The sequence below is a fragment of the bacterium genome (assembly GCA_035281585.1).
In the GTDB taxonomy this organism is placed as follows: Bacteria; UBA10199; UBA10199; order DSSB01; family DSSB01; genus DATEDP01.
The window spans coordinates 1-19,849 of the sequence record DATEDP010000097.1 but is presented as its reverse complement, the minus strand read 5'-3'; the positions used below and the strand labels follow the sequence as shown (position 1 = coordinate 19,849).

The following is a 19,849-nucleotide window of genomic DNA, read 5'->3' as shown; positions in this document are numbered from 1 at the left end:
GCCTCGGAATGACCTTTGTTTTTTCTTCGACACCGGCGGCTATTCGCTCCGATAAAGGCTTGGGTTTGGAAATAAAGAACAGGGGGCAATGATGGCCGGCACAGCCACAGCAACTCAGGGCGCTTCGGCGCAGACTCAACAACAACCTGCCGAATCTCCGGAAATCGTCGCGGCGCGAAACAAGGCCAACGAGGCCGGTTACGCGCGCAATCGGGCCGAATTGACTTACAACACCGCCAAGAAAGAGCAGGGTGCGGACAGCGAAGCGGCCAAGGCGGCCCTCAAGACTCTCGAAGCCGCGCAAGCCGAGGTCGAGAAGGCCCAAGCCGAATTGCGGGATCTCTTGAAGCTTTCGAAGAAGGCTCCGGCGCCGGCCCAGGTCAAGAAGCCCGCCGAAGCCAAGGCTCCAGCTCCGGCCCAGCCGGCGCCCGAGAAGCCGGCGGCGGGTCCGGGCGTGCCGCCCAAGGGCGCCTACTTCGAAGTTATCCAGGTCCAGCCTAAGACTTATGAATCCATTTATCGCGGTGAATACTTCTATCGGCGCATCGAGCTCGACCTCAAAATTGATCAGCAATTGAAGCAGCTGCTCCAAGAAATCAAAAAAGACCCGAATAAGAGTCTGGATTATTATCTCGAGCAGCTGAAGAAAAACCCTAAGGGCGAAATGCTGCTGAAGAGCTAACCTCGGAACTCCAGCATCGCGAGCGACAGGTTGTCGCATTTGGCGGGACGGCCATTGGGCAGCTTCTTGGCGCGCATCCGGTGGTGACATTCGTCCACGGTGCGCTCGGCGGCCTGGGTCAGGCTGCCGGAGCTGGCCAGCTCGGCCAATTCATTCAAGCTGAAATTGCGGTCGAAGAAGTTGTCGGTGATGCCGTCGGTGGCGAGCAGCACCCGGTCGCCGGGCTCGAGCTCGACTTGGCCCAGCGAGACGTCGCGTTGCGGATGCATCCGATCGAGTCCGATGCAGCGGTTGAGGACGTGGTTCAGCTCCAAGGCCGTGCTGGGATCGACCAGGCCTTCGCGGAGCAGCTCCTGGCCCTGAGTATGATCCAGCGTTTGGAAGACGATGGCGCCGTCGCGCAGGACCAGGATCTTGGTGTCGCCGACATGGGCGGTCTTGAGCCGGGTGTGCTTGATCTGGATGGCGGCGAAGGTGCAGCCCATCGGGTGCATGCCGGCCAATCGGGGATCGCTGTGGGCTCGGGCCAAGATGGCCTCGTTGGCGTAGGTCATGGCTTCTTCCAACTCCATCGACCCCGATATCCCGGCTTCGAAGAAATCGATCGCGATGCCGGCGGCGATATGGCCGGAGACATGGCCACCCATCCCGTCGGTCAAGCCCAAGACCTTTTGATCGGCCATCATTAGGAAACCGTCCTCATTGCGCGGTTTGTAATCGATGCCGGCGTCGGTCACCGCGACCGCGGTGTGTCGACCCAGAGTCGCCTTGCTGGCGCCGACCTGGTTGTTGCGGGCCTTGTGACTGCCGCGGACCTTTTCGGGCTCGAGGTCCTCGAGATCGGGCCGATTGAGCAGGGTGCGCATCAGCTCGAGCCTTTGGCTCAAGTGAAGGGAATTGGAAAAATTGGCGATGGCCTCGGCTTCCTGCCGGCGGCCGAGCCGGCGGAGCAGGCGGACCCCTTCATCCATCTCATGGAGCAGGACTTGGGAGAGAAAAAGGCATTCCTCGGGCCGATAGGGCGCCCGGGTTCGGGGGTCGAGCCGGAAAAATTCCTTCACTTGCTTGGGCACGTCTTGGGGCGGACGCACCGAGACAACGGCAGAGCCCTGACGGCGGGAGCCTTTCGGGCGGTTCCGCCGAACGTTTCCGGCATAGGGCTGCTGCGGCTTGGAGCCTTTCGAGAGTGAGCCAAGGTCTTTTTCCGACATTATCCCCGACCAATCCGCAAATGATTCATAATTATAGAAACTTCCCCGCGTCGGCACAACCTCCAACCGCGGTTGACGATACGCGTCAAATGACGCATTGAACAATCTCGCCGTAATCGTTAGTATATATGGTTCCACTTGACCAGGTCATCCTGAGCGAAGCGAAGGACGACCTGGCAAAGCCAGGTCGTTTTTAATCAATGAATTTTTTTGTCCGACAACGTGTCCAGCAGAGACTGCAAAGCGAAGAAGGGGCTTATCGAAAAGCCGGCGCCGAGCTGCGCTTCGGACTGGCTTATCCCAATCGTTACTTCTTCGGGATGTCCAATCTCGGCTTCCAAACTCTTTACGCCGTTCTCAATCGGATGCCCGACGTTTCCTGTGAGCGCTTCTTCCTGCCGGAAGAGGATCTTTTGACGCAATTTTCGGCCGGATCCCTGCAGGGCTACGAGCTCGGCTCGGCGGCGCGGGATCTGGACATGATGGCCTTTTCGGTTTCCTACCAGAACGACTACCTTCATTTGATTCCGATGCTTCATTTGATGGGGCTAAAAGCTCGGGCCGCCGACCGCGAAGAAAACGATCCGATCATCCTGGTCGGTGGGCCGGCGGCGACGATCAACCCCGAGCCGATCGCCGATTTCTGCGATGCCTTGGTCTTGGGCGAGGGCGAGGAGGTGATGGAGGAGATCGCCGAGGTTTTCCGCCGGACCCGGGATAAATCGGAGCGGTTGCAGGCCCTGAGCGGCTTGGAGGGCGTCTACGTTCCCAGTCTCTTCGCCAATCCCTACGTCGCCGGCGCCGCGGCGGCTCGGGCCACGCTCGGTTTCGGCTTGGTCAGCGGCCGGCCCAACGGCTCGCCCCAAGCCGGCGCCTTCATCCGACGCCGAGTGGTGCGCAACACCGAGCTTCCCTTGGCCCATAGTGTGGTGCTGACGCCCGAGACCGAGTTCGGCGACCTCTTCTTGATCGAGGTCCAGCGGGGCTGTCAGTGGGGTTGTCGCTTTTGCGCCGCCGGCTTCATGTACCGTTATCCCCGTTATGACGCGTTGGAGGGACTCAAACGACGCATCGACCATGGCCTGAAGTACCGCCGAAAAATCGGCTTGATCGCCGGCGATCTGCTGGGCCACGAGGAAATCCACGAGATCTTGGGCTACATCGACGCTCAGGGCGGCGGCTTCAGCCCCTCTTCGGTCCGGCTCAATGCCTTCACGCCCGAGATCATCCATTACCTCCAGAAAAGCGGGAACCGGACCATCGCGATCGCACCCGAGGCCGGCAGCGAGCGATTGAGAAGGGGGCTCAACAAAACTTTCACCGACGAAGAGGTCGTCGAGGCGGCGGTCCGGTTGGCCGAGGGGGGCATCCTCAATATTAAGCTCTACATCATGATCGGCCTCCCGACCGAGACTGACCAGGATATCGAGGAGCTCTGCCAATTGACCCTCCGAACCCGCGAGGCCTTGAGCGCCTACGCCCGGCGTTCGGCCAAAATGCCCTCCCTCACCTTGAGCGTCAGTCCCTTCACCCCCAAGCCTTCGACCCCATTACAGTACAGCGCCTTCGCCGGGGTCCCGGCCCTGAAGGAGAAGCTGCACACCATCCGCAAGCGCCTGCTCAAGGCCGGCCATATCAAGCTTTCGGGCGAAAGCGGCCTGGATGCCGAGATTGAAACCCTGCTGTCCCGCGGCGATCGCCGGGTCGGCGAGTTTCTCCACAAGGCCCTGGTCCCCATGGGCAAGGCGCTTGGCGTGGGCCCCCCGGCTCATTTGCGTAAGACGTTGTTATCATTGAGCTTTGACCCAAGCCATTTCACCACACGGTGCTTCGATCCGGCGGAAGCCACACCTTGGGACTTCATCGACCACGGTATCAAGAACAACTTCCTCAACCGGGAATGGACTAAGTTCGAGGCCGGCAAGATCACCCATTACTGCATGCCCGAAGTTTGCCGAAGTTGTGGCGTTTGCTAAAGCTCGGCACTATGGTTAAATCCTTTTCGCCATGCTATCGTAGGAAGCTTGGTGAAGGACGGAACGGATGCGGAAAAATCCCCAAAATCGGCTTTTCAGGCGGGCGGTGGCATTGGCCGGACTGGCTTTGAGCCTTTGGGTTTCGGCTCCGGCTGCCGCTCAGGTCTATTCGACCACCGGGACGGCCTATGGCGGCACCTATTATTATCCGGGAACCGTCGTCGTTGAACCTTTGCTCTTGCCGAGAACGGGCAGCAACGATTATCTTTACACCTACGATAATGTTTACGGGGCAGGGGCTTCGGCCGCAGGGCGCATGGACCGTGTGGTTCACAATCCCCCACCGCAGCTTTACATCCCCCGGCAGCAACCGCGAGTTTACTTAGGTTACTAACCAAACCCTCCTTTTCGGGGAGGTCGACACTTCAGGATGGCCGGCTCGTCACAAACGGGCCGGCCATTATATTTCGTGCCCCCTTTGAAAAGGGGGGCTAGGGGGGATTTAAGAGAGGCGAGATCTTGCTCGGAGATTGACCCTGGTCCCGATCCGTCCTAGGTCTGCCGGGTGCTGAAATTCTTCTTCAACCGCAACAGCCCCATGATCTGGGCGGTCAACGGCCTGGCCTTTTTCGAGATGGTGGCGATTTTCTACGGCCATTGGCGGGGGAGCCTGAGCCTCGGAGCGGCCACCGTCTTCCTATCGATTTCCTGGTGGATTCTGAACCTTTGCAATGTCTTTCCCTGGTATTCCCAGAGGACCGGCCCCGACGGCCGGCCGGAAAAGCTGGGGATTCGGCTGCACTTTCACAAGGCCATGATTCCCTACCTTTACATCCTGGCCTTGGCCTTTCTGCTCAAGCTCCTCGGGGTTCCGGAGCTGGTCCTGGGCTTCTTGGGTGTGCTCTTCCTGCCGCTTTATTATGTCAACGTCATCCTGCTTTATTTTCACTTCCGGGACTCTAGCAGCTTGACCCCCGGCTATTTCAGTCATAATTTCTATCGCAAAGACGAGGAACCCCCATGTACCCCCTAGCCATTTTCGGCCTTGGCCCACCCGAGCTCCTGTTGCTCCTCCTGATCATCCTCATCGTTTTCGGGGCCGGAAAGATCCCCCAGATCGGCAGCGGTCTCGGCAAAGGCCTGCGCAACTTCAGGAAATCGGTCAAGGGCGAGGACGAAAATGACGCTCCGCCACCCCCCGGCAAGGCGTCTTAAAATCGGCGCCAGCCGGCGATTCGGCTTTTGACACGCTGAGTAAAATATCCCATACTTTCTAGTAGAGGAGAACGAGGTCGATTGACGCAATTTCGCCTCCATGGCAGACCCTGTTTCGCGTCATCCCTGCGTCATAAAGGAGAGTATCATGGATAAGGACCGTTCCGGCCGCATCGTCAAGCGCTACCAAAACCGCAAGCTCTACGACACCCAGAACAGCTGTTACGTCACCTTGGACGAGATCGGGCAAATGGTGAAGCAGGGCGAGGACGTCAAGGTCGTCGACAACCGCAGCGGCGAGGACCTGACCACCGTGACTTTGACGCAGATCATCTTCGAGGAAGAGAAAAAGAAGAAGAGCCTGCTGCCCTTGGCCACCTTGAAGAACATCATCCAATCGGGCGGCGAATCGATCGCCGAATTTTTCTCCAAGGGCGTCGCCTCGATCGGCAACGTCCGGACCGAGGTCATCGACAAGATCAAGGACGAGTTCGAGGACGGCGGCAGCTTGGTGAAAGACATCCTCCACCGCGCCCACAAGACCGTCGATGAGCTGCAGCGCAAGGTCGAGGAGAAGATCAAGATCCCCTTCGTCGGCAGCAATGCCTCGCGCATCCCTCAGCTCAAGACCGAGCTGCGGGCCCTCCGCAAGAAGATGGCCACCTTGGAGCGCAAGCTCAAGGACTACCAGAAATCCGCTTAAGGGAGTGGTCGCTGGCGCCCGCCTTAGTGTTTTTGCCCGGTTGGGGTCTGGGTGGGAGTGTCCCTCTCAGAATACTGCCCGGTCGGGCTAGTCGGGGCAAAAAATCCGCTTCGCAGTAAAACTTGGAGTCTTCCTTCGTCAGCCTCCAAGTTTTCTGCTCCGACGGATTTTTTGCCCCTCCTACGCCCTCCCTCCTGCAGTGATATTCTGAGAGGGACACTCCCACCCAGACCCCAACCTACCGCTGCTTTTTTCACTTTGCTTCTGTCCCAGAATTGGCACGGACGTAGGTCGGGGAGGCCGGGGACTCCTCCGAGCGGCTTTTGGGCCGTCGATCACCTTAAGGCATCCAATAGATATCGATGGACCAAGCTTTTCCTGGCCCGGCCCGAGGGCCAGGAAAAAAAGCGAGGAGGATGTCCCCGGCCTCCCCGACCGGGCAGAAAGACCAAAGTGGGCATCGGCAGACCCCTAAGCCCGGGTGAAACAGGCTGGACGCCCCGAATCCTAGGCGTTAGGAGAGGGGGCATGTACGAAGTCGTCATCACCCAGCCCTTCGTGGCCGCCCATCGTTTGACCCTTTACGACGGCAGCCTCGAACCGCTCCACGGCCATAACTGGAAGGTCGAGGTCCGCCTCGAGGGCAAGGACTTGGACCAGATCGAGGTGTTGATCGACTTCCTCGAAGTGAAGAAGGAAGTCCAAACCCTGCTCAAGGAGATCGACTACACCTTCTTGAACGAGAACGAGCGCTTCGCCGGCCGCAATCCCTCGGCCGAGGTGGTCGCGCACTGGATCTTCCAAAAGCTGAAGTCGGCCATCCGGCACCCGGTGGCCAAGATCCGCAAGGTCACGGTCTGGGAGACCGAGGACTGCGCGGCGACATACTCGGAATCTCCCCCTCCTTTGTAAGGAGGGGGCAGGGGGAGGTAGATCGTTTGCTAAGATGCCAAATTTGGCATTTTGCCGACTCTCTACCCCTCCCTGACCCTCCCCTTACAAAGGGGAGGGAAAGGCAAAGATGTCTTCCTCCTTCGTCGCACTCCTTTCCGGCGGTCTCGATTCGACCGTCGCCGCCTTCGCCGCCGCCCGCCGCGGCCCGGTCGGCATCGCGGTGGTTTGCGACTACGGCCAACGCGCCGCCAAGGCCGAGATCGATGCCGCCAAGCGAATTTCGAAGCGGCTCAAGGCCGAGTGCCGGGTGATCAAGCTGCCCTTCCTCGAGCAGGTCACCAAGACCGCCCTGGTGATGAACGACAAGGTCATTCCCCAGGTGAAGATGAGCAAGCTCGACGACCGGACCGAGACCGAGAAAAGCGCCCAAGACGTCTGGGTGCCCAACCGCAACGGACTTTTGCTCAACATCGCGGCCTGCCTGGCCGAGGGCGAAGGCTTCTCCGAAGTCGTGGTCGGCTTCAACGCCGAGGAGGCCGCGACCTTTCCCGACAACAGCGCCAATTTCGTCGACCGGGCCGACCGCTTCTTCGAGCTTTCGACGCTCGGCCGGATCCAAGTCTTCGCGCCGACCATCGGGCTCAACAAGACCGAGATCGTCCGCCTCGGCATCGAGCTCGACGTTCCTTTCGGCGAGGTTTACAGCTGCTATTTAGGCAAGAAGCGGCATTGCGGCCGCTGCGAATCCTGCGCCCGCTCGCGCCGGGCCTATGAGAGAGCCGGCCTTTGGCCCCAGCTCAAGGAGCGATTCGAGGCTTGATGCAAACCCACCTTCACCAAGAAAAGCTGAAGTACGACGGCTCCCAGCTGAGCTCGCACTTCGCTTTCCGCCAGTTCGGGCTGCTCGGCGACAGCGTGGTGGCTTTCTTGGGGCCCTGCGAGGTCAAGATCGACGCCATGGTCGACCTCGAGGACGTCCGCCGCGATGCGCCGATCTTCAGCCGGGAGATGCTGAGCTTCATCGTCGAGAGCTTTGCCTTCGACTTGAGGGCGGCCGCCGCTTTCCAGCGCTTGATGGTGGCGATCGTCGCCGAGCGCCTGGCCGAGCGGAAGGTCGGGCCGATCCGGCGCCAGGGCGACGATCTCTTCGTCGGCGACCGGAAGCTCAGCGTCTCGATCGCCGCGGCTTCGCCGGTTTCGAGCTTGATTCACTTGGGCCTCAACGTCGACGCCGCGGGCGCGCCGGTGCCGGCGGTCGGCCTGGCCGAATTCGGTATCGAGGGACCGGGCTTCGCCGCCCAACTCTTGAGCTCCTTCCAAGCCGAATACGAAGGCCTGCTTCGGGCGACCTGGAAAGTGAGGCCGGTGCGATGAAGGACCGGGCCAATCTCATCGAGATTTTCTCCAGCTACCAAGGCGAGGGTCCCTATGTCGGCCAGCCGATGACCTTCTTGCGTTTCCAGGATTGCGCTCTCTCCTGCCTCTACTGCGACACTCCGGCCTCCTTCGAGAAGCACCCCCGGTTTCGAGTCGAGACTCCGCCGCGGAGCCGAAGCTTCGAGCCTATCGAGAACCCGATCGACGGCCCGGCTTTGACCCGCTTGCTCGAATCCTTCAACGATCCCTTCTTGACCCTCACCGGCGGCGAGCCCCTGCAGCACGCCGATTTTTTGCAGGGCTGGCTGCCGAAATTGCCGCGGCGGTTCAAGGTCCTGCTCGAGACCAACGGCGTCCTGCCGGCGGCCTTGGCCAAGGTCCTGCCGTGGATCGACATCGTCAGCATGGATCTGAAGCTGCCCTCGGTCACCGGCATGCGGGCCTACTGGAAAGAGCATGGCGAGTTCCTCAAATTGGCCCGGGGCAAGGAAGTTTACGTCAAGCTGGTGGTCAGCCAGCCCACCGACCTCGGAGAATGGCGCGAGGCCGTCGCCTTGGTCGAAACCGAAGCCCCGGAAATCCCTTTCATCCTCCAGCCGGTCACGCCCTTCGGGCCGGTCCGGGAGGAGATTCGGCCCGAGCGCCTTCAAGAGCTCTTCGAGCTGTCGAGCCGCCGCTTGAAGGACGTCCGGGTGATCCCCCAGGTTCACCCCCGCTTGGGAATATTGTAGGAGGTGCCCATGCCCTTGCAGACCCGCGAAGAATTGGAAGCCCTGGAAGCGCGGAGCCTCGCGCCCTATGCCTGCCTCAGCGCCCAGTCCTCGGGCCGGGAATATCCCCAGGAAGAGCATCCCTACCGGACCCGCTTCCAACGCGACCGCGACCGCATCGTCCACAGCAAGGCCTTCCGCCGCCTCGAGTACAAGACTCAGGTCTTCGTCAACCACGAGGGCGATCATTACCGGACCCGGCTGACCCATAGCTTGGAGGTGGCTCAGATCTCGCGGAGCATCGCCCGGATGCTGCGGCTCAACGAGGATCTCTCGGAGGCGATCTGCCTGGCCCACGACTTGGGCCATCCGCCCTTCGGCCATTCCGGCCAAGACGTGATGAACGAGCTGATGAAGGACAAGGGCGGCTTCGAGCACAACCGCCAATCGCTGCGCATCGTCACGGTCCTGGAGGACCGCTATGCCCAATTCCCCGGCTTGAACTTGAGCTACGAGGTCCTGGAGGGGATCTCCAAGCATTTCACCGACTACGATCTGCCCGACGGCCGCGGCTTCCACCGCGAGGGCCACCCCAGCCTCGAGGCCCAGATCGCCAATTTCGGCGATGAGATCGCCTACAACAACCACGATCTCGACGACGGGCTGCGCAGCGGGATGATCAGCGTCGAGCAGCTTCGCGAGGTCAAGATTTGGCAGCAGATTTTCGAGAAGGTCGAGAAGGAGCTGAGCGAAGCTTCCTTCAAGGTGAAAGTCCATGAGACGGTCCGCCGCTTGCTCAATCTGCTGGTCACCGACTTGGTCGAGCAGACGATGGCGGCCCTCGAGCAGCAAAAGATCGCCTCGCTCGAGGACGTGCGCCAGGCCGCCAAGCCGATCGTCGGCTACAGCGAGGACATCCGGGTCAAGAACGCCGAGCTGAAGAAGTTCCTCTTCAAGAACCTCTACCGCCATTACCGGGTCGAGCGGATGGCCGACAAGGCCGAAAGGATCCTGCGCGATCTGTTTCGGGCCTACACCAACAATCCCAAGATCCTTCCGCCCTGGATCTTCACCCGGGCCGGCAGCGCCGATCCGCTGCGGGCGATCTGCGACTACGTCGCCGGGATGACCGACCGCTTTGCGCTGGACGAGCACCAAAAATTGTTCGATCCTCACGCCCGCGTCTAATTTTTAAAAGGCAGCTTATGTTTCAAGGCAAAAAAGTCGAAGTGGTGCTCAACACTCCCATCCTCATCCATGTTCCCGAAGGCGATTCGGGCAAGAGCCGGACCGAGGCGGTGGTCAAGATCCACGCCCAAGTCGCGGCGGCCAGCGAGGCCGGCTTCCAGCTCGAGCTGGGCGAGCTGTTCAACGAAAAGCAGCAAAAGGTTCCCGCGCCGCATCGGGCGATTTTCCTGCCTCTTCACAAAGTCGATCACGTTTTCCCGATGGCTTAGGGCCACTGACAACCTTTCCCGGCTCCCGGCGATAAGGGCTCGGTTCGCCAAACCCGGATAGTTTTAGGTATTTCTTCGCCTGCAAAGGGGCACAGCCTTGGCCGGAAAGGTCACCCAACGTCTTACGCCCGAAACCCGGAAGCTGCTTCCGGAGCATGAAGGTTTCTATTCGGCGGCTCTCGATCTTTACGCCCAAAAACGAAGTCCCTTGGTCCTCAAGGCCCGCGATCCCGAGGCCCGGACCGAGGCCGAGGTCCGGCCCAATGGCGACGTCGAGATCACCCTAGTCCTTCCCTTCGACAGCAATGACCAAGCGGCCGACGGGCGGATCTACCTCAAGGACCGCTTTCTTTTCGATCCCACTCAAAAAGTCCTGAAAGCCTATCAGCGGAGCTTCGAGCTGGCCGGCAACTCGGCCCCGGCTTGGCAAACTTGGCTGGCGAAATATCGAGCAACCCTCCGGCCTCCGCCCAAGCTCAACGATCCCAAGATCCTGGACTTCGCTCTCGGCGTCGCCCGGACCTATGCCTTGCCCTTGGTCGACGAGCGTGGCCAAACCCTCGAAAAATTCCGAACGGCCTTCTCCAAGGAGGATCGCCATCTCGACCAGCTTCACGTCCTCATCAAGGAAGCCGGCCAACGTCAGGGGCTGGAGGATCTGAAGCTGCGGCTTAAGGGCGAGAAGGAAAACCACTACCAGGTCCTGCGCCGTTCCGACGGCAAGGTCGAGCTGGTCTTCAATTTGGCGGCCGACACCGACGGTGACGGCGCCAACGGCCGCATTTGGCTGAAGGACCGCTTCCTCCTCGAGGACGGCAAGCTGAGCGATTTTTCCCGCGAATGGTCCTTGGAGTCGGCCGAGGCCGCCGACCCCAATTACCCGGTCATCCTCGAAAGCTTGAAGCGGCAGCCCGAGCCGGACCCGGATGCGACCAGGGCCTTCGCCGAAAACCTTTATCCCCACCTTGTCCCGCAAGCGAAGCCCCACCCGCGGGATTTGACGCCGCTCCTGGCGGCGGCGGTGAAGGGGCCGGCCGGCGAGAGTGTTTTCAAGGACCGGCGCCGGGTCTCGGCGGAGACCGTCCCCTTTCAACGTGAAATCCTCGAGCTGCTCCAGGTGCTGGCCGGCGAGAACCTCGCCAAACGGGCCGACCAAGCCTTGGGCCTGCTCAGCTTCGGGAGGAAAGTCGACGTCGACACCGACCCATCCCACCTGGTTTCGCTGTTCGAGAAATGGAAATCGAGCTTGGAGAGGGGCGACCGCGCCGGCCTGCCGAGCCTCCTGGCCCGGCTCGAGTTGAACCCGGGTGAAAAGGCGATGCAGCGAGAGTTGCAGCGGCTCAGCACCTTCGGCGAGTTGAGCGCCCTGGCTCAGGAAGGCGACCCCGAGCTCCGCCAGCAAGGCCTCCTCCACTTGGCCGAGCGGCTCTTCGACCGCGGTTACGCCGGAACCGCCCTGGCCATTGCCGGCCGACTACTCGCTTCGACCCTCAAGGGACGGGCCCAGCGCTTGATCGAGCTCGCCGAAGGCCGCGGCAGCTTCGGATCCAAGCTCGAATTCACCCTCAAGCACTTCCATCGCGAATTGACCAAGACTTCGATGCTGGTCGGGATGATGGCGGCGCCCTTCGGCGGGGTGGCTGTCGAAGCGACCGGCTTGAGAATCGCCCGGTGGCTCTACGACACCGGCCGGATATCCCGGCTCGGCGGCGGGGCCAAATTCCTCGCCTCGGTTGGCGGGATGTTCGGCGAGTCCTTGGCCTTCACCGGGATTCACCGCGGCTACGAGCGGCTGGGGAATGGCGGGCCAACCGCCTGGCGCGGCGCCGGCGATGAAATCCTTTCCTCGGCGCTGCTCTTCGGCGCGATGCGCAGCGCTCACGCCGGCGGCACCTGGATGGGCAGCCGCTTGGCCGAAGGCAAGCTGAACTTCAAGCTGGGTGGCCGCGAGGTCCGTTTCGGCGGCCGCCAAGGGCTCGAGCCTTTTACGCCGGATTTGGCGGCCGCGACTCCGACCGGCCGGCTGATGCTGAGCGATCCTTGGGTTCCCGAGGCCGGCCTTGGTGCGCCGGCCTTGACCTCACTGGGCCGCTTCACCACCGGCCTCTTCCATCATTTCGGCGGCATCGCAGCGATGCAAATCGCCGGCTCGGGCAGCCGGCTCTTCGAGCTGGCGCCGATCACCGGTCAGGGTTTCATGGGCGACTTCTTCGACTCGACGGTGGCCTACCTCCAAGCCATCCTCGGTTTCAGCCTGGCCAACCGGCTGACCCGGGGCCGGCTCCAATCGAGCTTGGGCGAAACCAAGATGCGGCTCGGGGCGATGGACGCTCCGGGCCTGCCCGATCCTCGAGCGGCCGGGGCCCGCAGCGGCTTGTTCCGCCCCAACATTCCGGAGCTGCGCCTTTTCGACCTGCACCAAGGCGGGGCTCGTTTCGATTTCCGAATTCTTCCGGGACGCGAGACTTCGCTGGATGGCCTGCTTTTCGGCGATGAGGCTCATCGGGTCCTGGTCGGGATGGATCAGGCCGGTATGTACTTGATCGATCGGCGGCCTTCGGTTGCCCCGCCGGCTAGCAGTATTCCGGCCAATCATTGCCGCATCATTAACCTCCAGGAAGAGCCGCTGATTTTCAACCGCCAGCCGCTGGCGGTTCAAACTCGGATGCCGATTCAGGAGGGTGACAGCCTCGCGCTGGGGATGAGGAGCCTCAAAATCGCTCATCCCCGTTTTTCCCCGATGTTCCGGTTACTCGGTGACCTCAATGTTCGCCAGCAATTGAGGCTGGGTGCCCGGATCGATGCCGCCGGCGACCTCGAGGCCCTGGTCGGAGGATTTCAAGCCGAGGGCCAAAATGAGGCCGCCGGCCATGTTCGGCGAGTGTGGGCAGGCGGGGAGCTGCTCCATGGACTGCCGGTCGAGCTGGGCTTGCAGGGAAAAATGGAAGCCCTGATCCACGCCGAGCTGAGAAAAGGCGAGCGCGAGGGTCTCGACGAGCTGGCGGTCAAGCTGAAGCCGGCGGCCCTCAATCCCCGCTGGTCGCCGGTCGAGCGGTCCCTCCATACCAACCGGGCGATCGAGAAGCTCCAGGCCGAGCTCCGCCGGGCCGAGTCGGTGCTGGAAGCCGTCAACATCCTCCGCAGCTCGCCCTTCCTCGAGATCGAAGGCAAGTCGATCCCGGCCATCACCCTCAGCATGAACGAGGTGGCGACCCGGCAAAGCGGCGCCGTCCAAGACTTGCCATACACCGCCGGCATTCGCCAAAGAGTCCGCGATATTTTCGAGCGCGACAATTACTGGGCGGCGATGCGCTTCCGCGACGAAGGCCAGCCGCTTCGGGCCCGGGACTCTTCGATGCAGGCCGATTACCTGCGGCTGCACGAGGGCCTGCAGGAGATTTATCGCCGCATCCGAACCTCCCAAGTCCTTCGCGAGGAGCTTCCCAAATACCCGCCCGGCCGGCTGGAAGAATTGGTCTACCAAGTGTTGGAGCGAGGTCAGCCGGTGGAAATTCTGCCGAGCAACGACGGGCTGCGCGGCTCGGTGATGCTCTACCAAGCCGACGTCACCCATGCGGCCGAGCGGCTTTTCCCGCTCCCAATGGAGGCCCGGATGGATCCTTGGACCGGCGAGAAGGTGGATCGCAGCAATCGCGAAGCCCGCTATCGCCTGGCCCGCCATGTCCTGAATTTCGGCGCTCTCCGCCCGGTGCTGGGGGTGGCCTCGCATCATGAGCGCCAAGAGCTGAATCGCTTGGTCAAGAAGCACCTCGACGGCCGTCACACCGGCAATTTTCTCGGCGGCCAGCAAATCCTCCGCGATCATTTCGATCGGGCCACGCCCCAGGCTCAACGGATGTTGCGCAAGGCCCGGCCCGAGGAAAAGGCCCTGCTGCTGGCGAATTATTTCGGGCCCTTCCGGCGCCGCGACCTGGCTCCGGCGACGGCCTTCCAGGTGTCGACCTGGATGGGGCAGGCCGGCATGTTCCGCGAGGTCGGAGTCACCTATGAGATTCGCCACGATTCCCTCCGTTCCACGCTCTCGCTCGGGAATTTGGGCAACGTCGAGCCCCAGCATCGCGACGACTTCTTCGCCCTTCACACCCATCCCGAGCTTTACCTCGGCCGCGGCGGCCGCAAGATGGGGTGGGAGCAGTCCGGCCACGTCAACACGATCATTCTGGAAAACGCCTCGATCAGCACCAACACCCTGAACATCCTGCCCTCGCAGGTCGATTTGCGGCTCTATTTTCAGAAGTCCCAGGCGTATTGGCGGATGGGCAATCCGATGAAGTACGGTGAGACTCCACTGTTCAAGGTCGAAGCCAACCGTTTCCGCAATTGGGTGATCCATTCGCTGGGCCTGTCCAAGATCGACGTGGTGCTCGACGCCCAGGGCCAACCCCGGCAGATCGAGGTGATTTTCGCCGCCCGCCGGCTGGCCCGCTTGCTCAGCAGCGAGTATCAAAAGCAAAAGCAAACGCTCGAGGCGATGAATGCCGAGTTCGGGATTCCGGTCCTCGTCGCCGAGGGCGATTACGCCGCTTTGATGTCGGAGATGCCTTACGGAGTCCGCTCGCTCTTCGATAGTCGGAATTGATTCAGTGGAAAGCGTGGAATAAGAGGAAGCCGAATCCGGCGAGAGCCAGCAAGCCGTGCCCGACCGCCAGCCATTTCGGAACCTTCTTGCCGAGCAAGTCCCGAATCCCCATAAAGAATCCGCCCGAAGCGGCCAAGAGAAAGAGGACCAGGCTTTCGTAGGGCTTGGGCGCGGCGCCGAAGGTGTAGACGATCAAGAGCAGCAAGCCGGCCGCGGCCATTCCGCCGTGCAGGAAGAGCAGCCCCTTGGGCGTCGGCTTGTCCCGCAAGACGAAGCTGAGCAGCGTCGCGCCGAGCAGCGCGGCCAGGGCGAAGAGGGCCAACGAAGCGAGGATCATTGGATCCTCCTTTCCTCGAGGTCCCGGATCGCCGGGCCTTCGAGGACTCGGCCGTCGTAGGAAAAGCGGCTGCCGTGGCAAGGGCAGTCCCAGGTCCTTTCGGCGTCATTCCATTTCACGATGCACTGAAGGTGGGTGCAGACCGCCGAGACCACGTGCAGCTGCCGGCCCTCGTCCCGGTAGGCCGCCACTTTCTCTCCCTCGAGCTCCAGCGTTTTGCCCTCGCCCGGCGCGATATCCGAAAAATGCTTGGCGTCGACGTTTCGCGGCAGGTCCTTGAGGTATTGGAGCAGGGTGTTGGCGTTCTCCTTGATAAATTTTTCGGAGGAAGCCAGCGGGGTGAAGCGGGTGGAATCGTAAACCTCGGCCCAGGGGTTTTTGTTTCCCAGGATGAGGTCGGACAGCAGGATGCCGGCGACCGTGCCATAGACCAAGCCATCGGCGAAATAGCCGGTGGCGACGTAGGTATGCTCGGCGCCTTCGCCGGCCCGGCCGATGTAAGGGACACCGTCGGCGCTTTGGTAGTGCTGGGCCGACCAGCGGTATTCGATCGATGCGACTTCATAATTTCGGCGCAGATATTCTTCGATCTGCTGGAACATCCGCCGGTGATCGTTGGCCGGCGCTTGGCCGGTCTTGTGGTGGCTGTCGGCCACCACCAGCAAGTCGGGATCGCCCGATCCGCTGCTTTGGCTGCTGGTGGCGTGGTGCGGCTCGGCGGTGTCCCAAAAATTGGCGTTGGGCGGAAGCGGGCCCTGCAACCGCGCCGCCACCGCGTAGCTGCGGTAAGGGACGGCCAAGGTCTGGAGGATATGGACTCCTTTGGGGATATGGGTGGCGAGGATCAAGTGGCCGGCTCGGACTTTCCCGCCCTCGCAGCTCGCCAGGCAGCCGCCGTCTTGCTCCTCGCTCGCCAGGAAACGGGTGTTTTCGAAGAGGAGACAGCCTTGATTCGCCAAATCCTCGGCCAGGATCGCAATATACTTCAAGGGGTTGAAACGCGCCTGGTTTTCCATCTTCGCGGCCTTGCTGACCTTGAAGGGGAGTGGAAAGGCATCGACCCAATCGATCGACTCACCGATTTCCCGGAGCGTCTTCACTTCGTTTTCGACGATCGAGTCGTTTTTTTCATCCGTCGAATAAAGGTACCAGGGTCGGCGGTGGAAGGAGCAGTCGATCCCTTTCTCCCGGGCCAGCGATTCGATGTAGTCGATCGAGAAACGCCGCGAGGAAGCCACGGCCCGCGCGATTCGGTCGCCGAGCTTCGATTGGATTTTATGGTAGTAGGGCTGAATCGCGACGTAGAGGTTGCCGGTCGAATCGCCGGTGGTGCCGCCTCCAACTTGGAGGGCCTCGAGAATCGCGACTTTCTTCCCGGCCTTGATCAGCTGGAGAGCCGCGGTGATGCCGGTGATGCCGGCGCCGACGATGGCGACGTCCACGTCGATATCTCGGTCCAGCCGGGGATAGGCGTTCCGCTCCTTTTGAATCGCTCGCCACAGCGAAAGGGTGCCCATCTCTCAAACTAAACTTTTTGTCCCGAAGGGCGCCATCGGGGCGATTCGCATTTAAGAGTGGGGGAATCCCCGGCACCAAGCCGATTTTAAATGGGGCTCGGCTCCGCCCGCGGTCGGAAAGTCGAAGGGCAGGGGGATTTCCTTGGCGATTCCAAGGCCCGAAGCCTGGAGGGCGGATTTAAGCCGGCGTCGAAACTCGCCGGCCTTCAGCGCTTCCAAGTTGATCGAGAGGAAAAGCCAACCCTGGCGACTAAGCAGGGCGGCGGCGCCGCCGACCAAGGCCTCCAAATCCCGTCCAAGGTTGAAGGCCCGCTTGGGCCCCCGGCCGAAGCTGGGTGGATCGACCAGGATCAGGTCGAAGCGCTCGCCGCGCTTGGTGGCCTTGGCCAAAAAATCCCAGGCGTCCTCGGCTCGGTTGCGGCAGCGTCGGTCGGCGAAACCGTTGAGCTCACGATTGCGGTCGAGCCAGGCCAGGGCCTTTTTCGAGAGATCGACCGAGACCACCTCCTCAGCGCCGCCGGCCAGCGCCGCAATGCTGAAGCTGCCGGTGTAGCAGAAGAGGTTGAGGCAGCGTCGGCCCTCGCTCAGGCGACGAGCCTCTCGGCGATTTTCGCGTTGATCGAGAAAGAGGCCGGAGTGGGGGCCTCGGCCCAAGGCGACCTCGAAGCGGAGGCCGTCCTCGGCGACCTCGAGAATTTCGGGCTCGGCCGAGCCCAGCGGTTCGCGGCGGCCCGGCAGATTGGCCACGAAATGAACGCGGCCGGAGCGCCGGGGAAAGATCCGGTCTTGGAGCTCGGACAAAGCCCTTTCCAAAGCCGGCATGGCCCCCAGCCACTTCTCCGATTCGAGCGTCGCCAGCCAAGAGCCGCCATAGGCCTCGATTTCGAGGCCGGCCAGGCCGTCGGCTTGGCCATGGATCAGGCGAAAAGCCTCCAAACCCTGGTCTCGGACCGCGGCCTCGCGCCGACGCCAGGCGAGGGCCAAGGCCTCGGAAAGTCCTTCTTGAAAACTAGCCATTGATTCGTTAGTGCCAACGCCGCAAGATTCGACGCAAGCCCAATTTTGAGGTCGCCATGAACGCCCCCGCATCCAAGAACAGCTTCGACAGCCTCCAGGCCCTCGAGGCCGGCACGCAAAAATACCAAATTTTCCAACTGAGCCGCTTGGCCGGCCGCTTTCCCGAGGTCGAACGGTTGCCCTTTTCCTTGAAGGTCCTGCTGGAAAACCTGCTGCGCTGCGAGGACGGCAATTCGGTCAAGGCCTCGGATATCGAGGCTTTGGCGAAGTGGAAAGCCAAGGCCGAGCCAAGCAAGGAAATCGCGTTCCGGCCGACCCGGGTTTTGCTTCAGGATTTCACGGGCGTACCGGTCGTCGTCGACTTGGCGGCGATGCGGGAGGCCATCCTGAAGATGGGCGGCGATCCGAAGAAGATCAACCCGCTTCAACCGCTCGACCTGGTCATCGACCACTCCGTCCAGGTCGACAGCTTCGGCAATCCCGGCGCCTTCAAGGCCAATGCCGAGCTGGAGTTCGAGCGCAACCAGGAGCGCTACCGTTTCCTCCGTTGGGGCCAGAAGGCCTTCGAAAATTTCCGGGCCGTTCCGCCCGACACCGGCATCGTCCACCAAGTCAATTTGGAGTATCTCGCGCCGGTGGTCTTTACCCTGAAGCTCGGCCAGGCCTGCGACGGAAAAACCTACGCCTATCCCGATTCGCTGGTCGGCACCGACTCCCACACCACGATGATCAACGGTTTGGGCGTGGTCGGTTGGGGCGTCGGCGGCATCGAGGCCGAGGCCGCGATGCTGGGTCAGCCGATCTCGATGCTCATTCCCCAAGTCGTCGGCTTCAAGCTCCACGGCAAGCTGTCGGAAGGCGCGACCGCCACCGACTTGGTCCTGACCGTCACCCAAATGCTGCGCAAGAAGGGCGTGGTCGGAAAATTCGTCGAGTTCTACGGCCAAGGCCTTTCCAGCTTGAGCCTGCCCGACCGGGCGACCATCGCCAACATGGCGCCGGAATACGGCGCGACCATCGGCTTCTTCCCGGTCGACGAGGAAAGCCTGCGCTACCTCGAGCTCAGCGGACGCGGGGCTTCGGTCGAGCTGGTGCGGAAATACTGCGAGGCCCAGGGTCTCTTCCGCACCGACGCCACGCCCGATCCGATCTTCTCCGATACGCTGGAGCTCGACCTCGGCACGGTCGAGCCCTCGCTGGCCGGCCCCAAGCGACCGCAGGACCGGGTGCCGCTGCACAAGTCCAAGTCGATGTTCCGGCAAGCCCTCCATGAGCTGTTCAAGGGCAAGCTGGAGAAACTCGATCCGAAGCGGGTCGGCAATTGGCTCTCCGAAGGCGGCTCTCAAACCGCCTGCCTTCACATCGAAACCGAGCGCGGAGAATTGGGCGAGCTCGCCAAATGCGCGGTTCTCGATCACGGCAACGGCCGAGTCTCCCACCTGGAGCAGGGCGCGGTGGTCATCGCCGCGATCACCAGCTGCACCAATACCTCCAACCCTTCGGTGATGCTTGCCGCCGGCTTGGTGGCCAAGAAGGCGGTGGCGAAGGGCTTGAGCAGCAAGCCCTGGGTCAAGACCAGCCTGGCGCCGGGCTCCATCGTGGTCACCGAATATTTGAATAAGGCCGGCTTGATGCCAGCCTTGGAGAAGCTCGGCTTCCACCTCGTCGGCTACGGCTGCACGACCTGCATCGGCAACAGCGGGCCCTTGCCCGATTCGGTGGCCGAGTGCATCGAGAAGGAGGACTTGGTCGCCTCGGCGGTGCTCTCGGGCAACCGCAATTTCGAGGGCCGGATCAATCCCTTGGTTCGCTTCAATTACCTGGCCTCGCCGCCGCTGGTGGTGGCCTATGCCTTGGCCGGCCGGATGGACATCGATCTCTACAAAGAGCCTTTGGGCAAGAACGACCAAGGTCAGGACGTCTACTTGCGCGATGTCTGGCCGAGCCAGGCCGAGATCGACGCGGCGGTGCGGGCTTCGGTCCAAGCCGACATGTTCGGCAAGACCTATTCCGACGTCTTCAAGGGCGACGAGCGCTGGCGCTCGCTCGAGGTGCCGGCGGGCGAGACCTTCCAATGGGATCCGAATTCGACCTACGTCAAATATCCGCCCTACTTCGAAAACATGCCCCGCGAGCCCCAGCCGGTCCAGGAC

18 protein-coding genes are annotated in these 19,849 nt (G+C 61.9%); 14 read left to right on the top strand and 4 right to left on the bottom strand.

Annotated elements, in window-relative coordinates; all coding sequences use genetic code 11:
• Positions 1-91: 91 nt before the first annotated feature.
• Positions 92-682, top strand: a complete 591-nt coding sequence (locus VJR29_07605; GenBank protein ID HKY63270.1) for a hypothetical protein — start codon at positions 92-94, stop codon at positions 680-682.
• On the opposite strand, the gene VJR29_07600 is transcribed toward VJR29_07605, so the two are convergent.
• Positions 679-1,893: a SpoIIE family protein phosphatase gene (locus tag VJR29_07600; GenBank protein ID HKY63269.1), complete on the bottom strand. Its 1,215-nt coding sequence runs from the start codon at positions 1,891-1,893 to the stop codon at positions 679-681. The genes VJR29_07605 and VJR29_07600 overlap by 4 nt on opposite strands.
• Positions 1,894-2,093: 200 nt before the next feature.
• Here VJR29_07600 and VJR29_07595 point away from each other — a divergent pair, with 200 nt between their 5' ends.
• From VJR29_07595 to VJR29_07540, 12 genes are all read left to right on the top strand, one after another.
• Positions 2,094-3,869, top strand: a complete 1,776-nt coding sequence (locus VJR29_07595) for a radical SAM protein (GenBank protein HKY63268.1) — start codon at positions 2,094-2,096, stop codon at positions 3,867-3,869.
• Between the two features lie 67 nt (positions 3,870-3,936).
• Positions 3,937-4,263 (top strand): hypothetical protein, encoded by a 327-nt coding sequence (locus tag VJR29_07590; protein HKY63267.1) that lies wholly within the window; start codon positions 3,937-3,939, stop codon positions 4,261-4,263.
• A gap of 171 nt (positions 4,264-4,434) precedes the next feature.
• Positions 4,435-4,902, top strand: coding sequence for a hypothetical protein (locus VJR29_07585; protein ID HKY63266.1), 468 nt, complete (start codon positions 4,435-4,437; stop codon positions 4,900-4,902).
• A 2-nt stretch (positions 4,903-4,904) separates the two neighbouring features.
• The gene (gene tatA, locus VJR29_07580; GenBank protein HKY63265.1) at positions 4,905-5,084 is read left to right on the top strand and encodes a twin-arginine translocase TatA/TatE family subunit; all 180 of its coding nucleotides are present in this window, start codon (positions 4,905-4,907) and stop codon (positions 5,082-5,084) included.
• Between the two features lie 148 nt (positions 5,085-5,232).
• Positions 5,233-5,787: a polyhydroxyalkanoate synthesis regulator DNA-binding domain-containing protein gene (locus tag VJR29_07575; GenBank protein ID HKY63264.1), complete on the top strand. Its 555-nt coding sequence runs from the start codon at positions 5,233-5,235 to the stop codon at positions 5,785-5,787.
• A gap of 528 nt (positions 5,788-6,315) precedes the next feature.
• The gene (locus VJR29_07570) at positions 6,316-6,699 is read left to right on the top strand and encodes a 6-carboxytetrahydropterin synthase (GenBank protein HKY63263.1); all 384 of its coding nucleotides are present in this window, start codon (positions 6,316-6,318) and stop codon (positions 6,697-6,699) included.
• Positions 6,700-6,808: 109 nt separating this feature from the next.
• Positions 6,809-7,501 (top strand): 7-cyano-7-deazaguanine synthase QueC, encoded by a 693-nt coding sequence (gene queC, locus VJR29_07565; protein HKY63262.1) that lies wholly within the window; start codon positions 6,809-6,811, stop codon positions 7,499-7,501.
• The gene (locus VJR29_07560; protein ID HKY63261.1) at positions 7,501-8,055 is read left to right on the top strand and encodes a DUF366 family protein; all 555 of its coding nucleotides are present in this window, start codon (positions 7,501-7,503) and stop codon (positions 8,053-8,055) included. Before queC ends, VJR29_07560 begins: the two co-directional genes overlap by 1 nt.
• On the top strand, positions 8,052-8,789 hold the full coding sequence (locus tag VJR29_07555; GenBank protein ID HKY63260.1) for a 7-carboxy-7-deazaguanine synthase QueE: 738 nt from the start codon (positions 8,052-8,054) through the stop codon (positions 8,787-8,789). Before VJR29_07560 ends, VJR29_07555 begins: the two co-directional genes overlap by 4 nt.
• A gap of 9 nt (positions 8,790-8,798) precedes the next feature.
• Positions 8,799-9,956: a deoxyguanosinetriphosphate triphosphohydrolase gene (locus tag VJR29_07550; protein HKY63259.1), complete on the top strand. Its 1,158-nt coding sequence runs from the start codon at positions 8,799-8,801 to the stop codon at positions 9,954-9,956.
• 17 nt (positions 9,957-9,973) lie between these two features.
• The gene (locus VJR29_07545) at positions 9,974-10,225 is read left to right on the top strand and encodes a hypothetical protein (GenBank protein ID HKY63258.1); all 252 of its coding nucleotides are present in this window, start codon (positions 9,974-9,976) and stop codon (positions 10,223-10,225) included.
• Positions 10,226-10,322: 97 nt separating this feature from the next.
• The gene (locus VJR29_07540) at positions 10,323-14,825 is read left to right on the top strand and encodes a hypothetical protein (GenBank protein HKY63257.1); all 4,503 of its coding nucleotides are present in this window, start codon (positions 10,323-10,325) and stop codon (positions 14,823-14,825) included.
• A 1-nt stretch (position 14,826) separates the two neighbouring features.
• Here the strand turns inward: VJR29_07540 and VJR29_07535 are convergent, their stop codons facing one another.
• Genes VJR29_07535 through VJR29_07525 form a run of 3 tightly spaced genes read right to left on the bottom strand, consistent with a single transcriptional unit; the run spans position 14,827 to position 17,696 of the window.
• Positions 14,827-15,162: a hypothetical protein gene (locus VJR29_07535; protein HKY63256.1), complete on the bottom strand. Its 336-nt coding sequence runs from the start codon at positions 15,160-15,162 to the stop codon at positions 14,827-14,829.
• Positions 15,159-16,679 carry an FAD-dependent oxidoreductase gene (locus VJR29_07530; GenBank protein HKY63255.1) on the bottom strand — a complete coding sequence of 507 codons (1,521 nt, stop codon included), beginning with the start codon at positions 16,677-16,679 and terminating at the stop codon, positions 15,159-15,161. Before VJR29_07530 ends, VJR29_07535 begins: the two co-directional genes overlap by 4 nt.
• Positions 16,680-16,730: 51 nt before the next feature.
• Entirely contained in the window at positions 16,731-17,696 is a 966-nt protein-coding gene (locus VJR29_07525) for a class I SAM-dependent methyltransferase (protein HKY63254.1), read from the bottom strand.
• A 56-nt stretch (positions 17,697-17,752) separates the two neighbouring features.
• Between VJR29_07525 and acnA the strand changes: the two genes are divergently transcribed.
• Positions 17,753-19,849 (top strand): aconitate hydratase AcnA (gene acnA / locus VJR29_07520; protein HKY63253.1); only part of this gene is annotated, 2,097 nt, incomplete at its 3' end.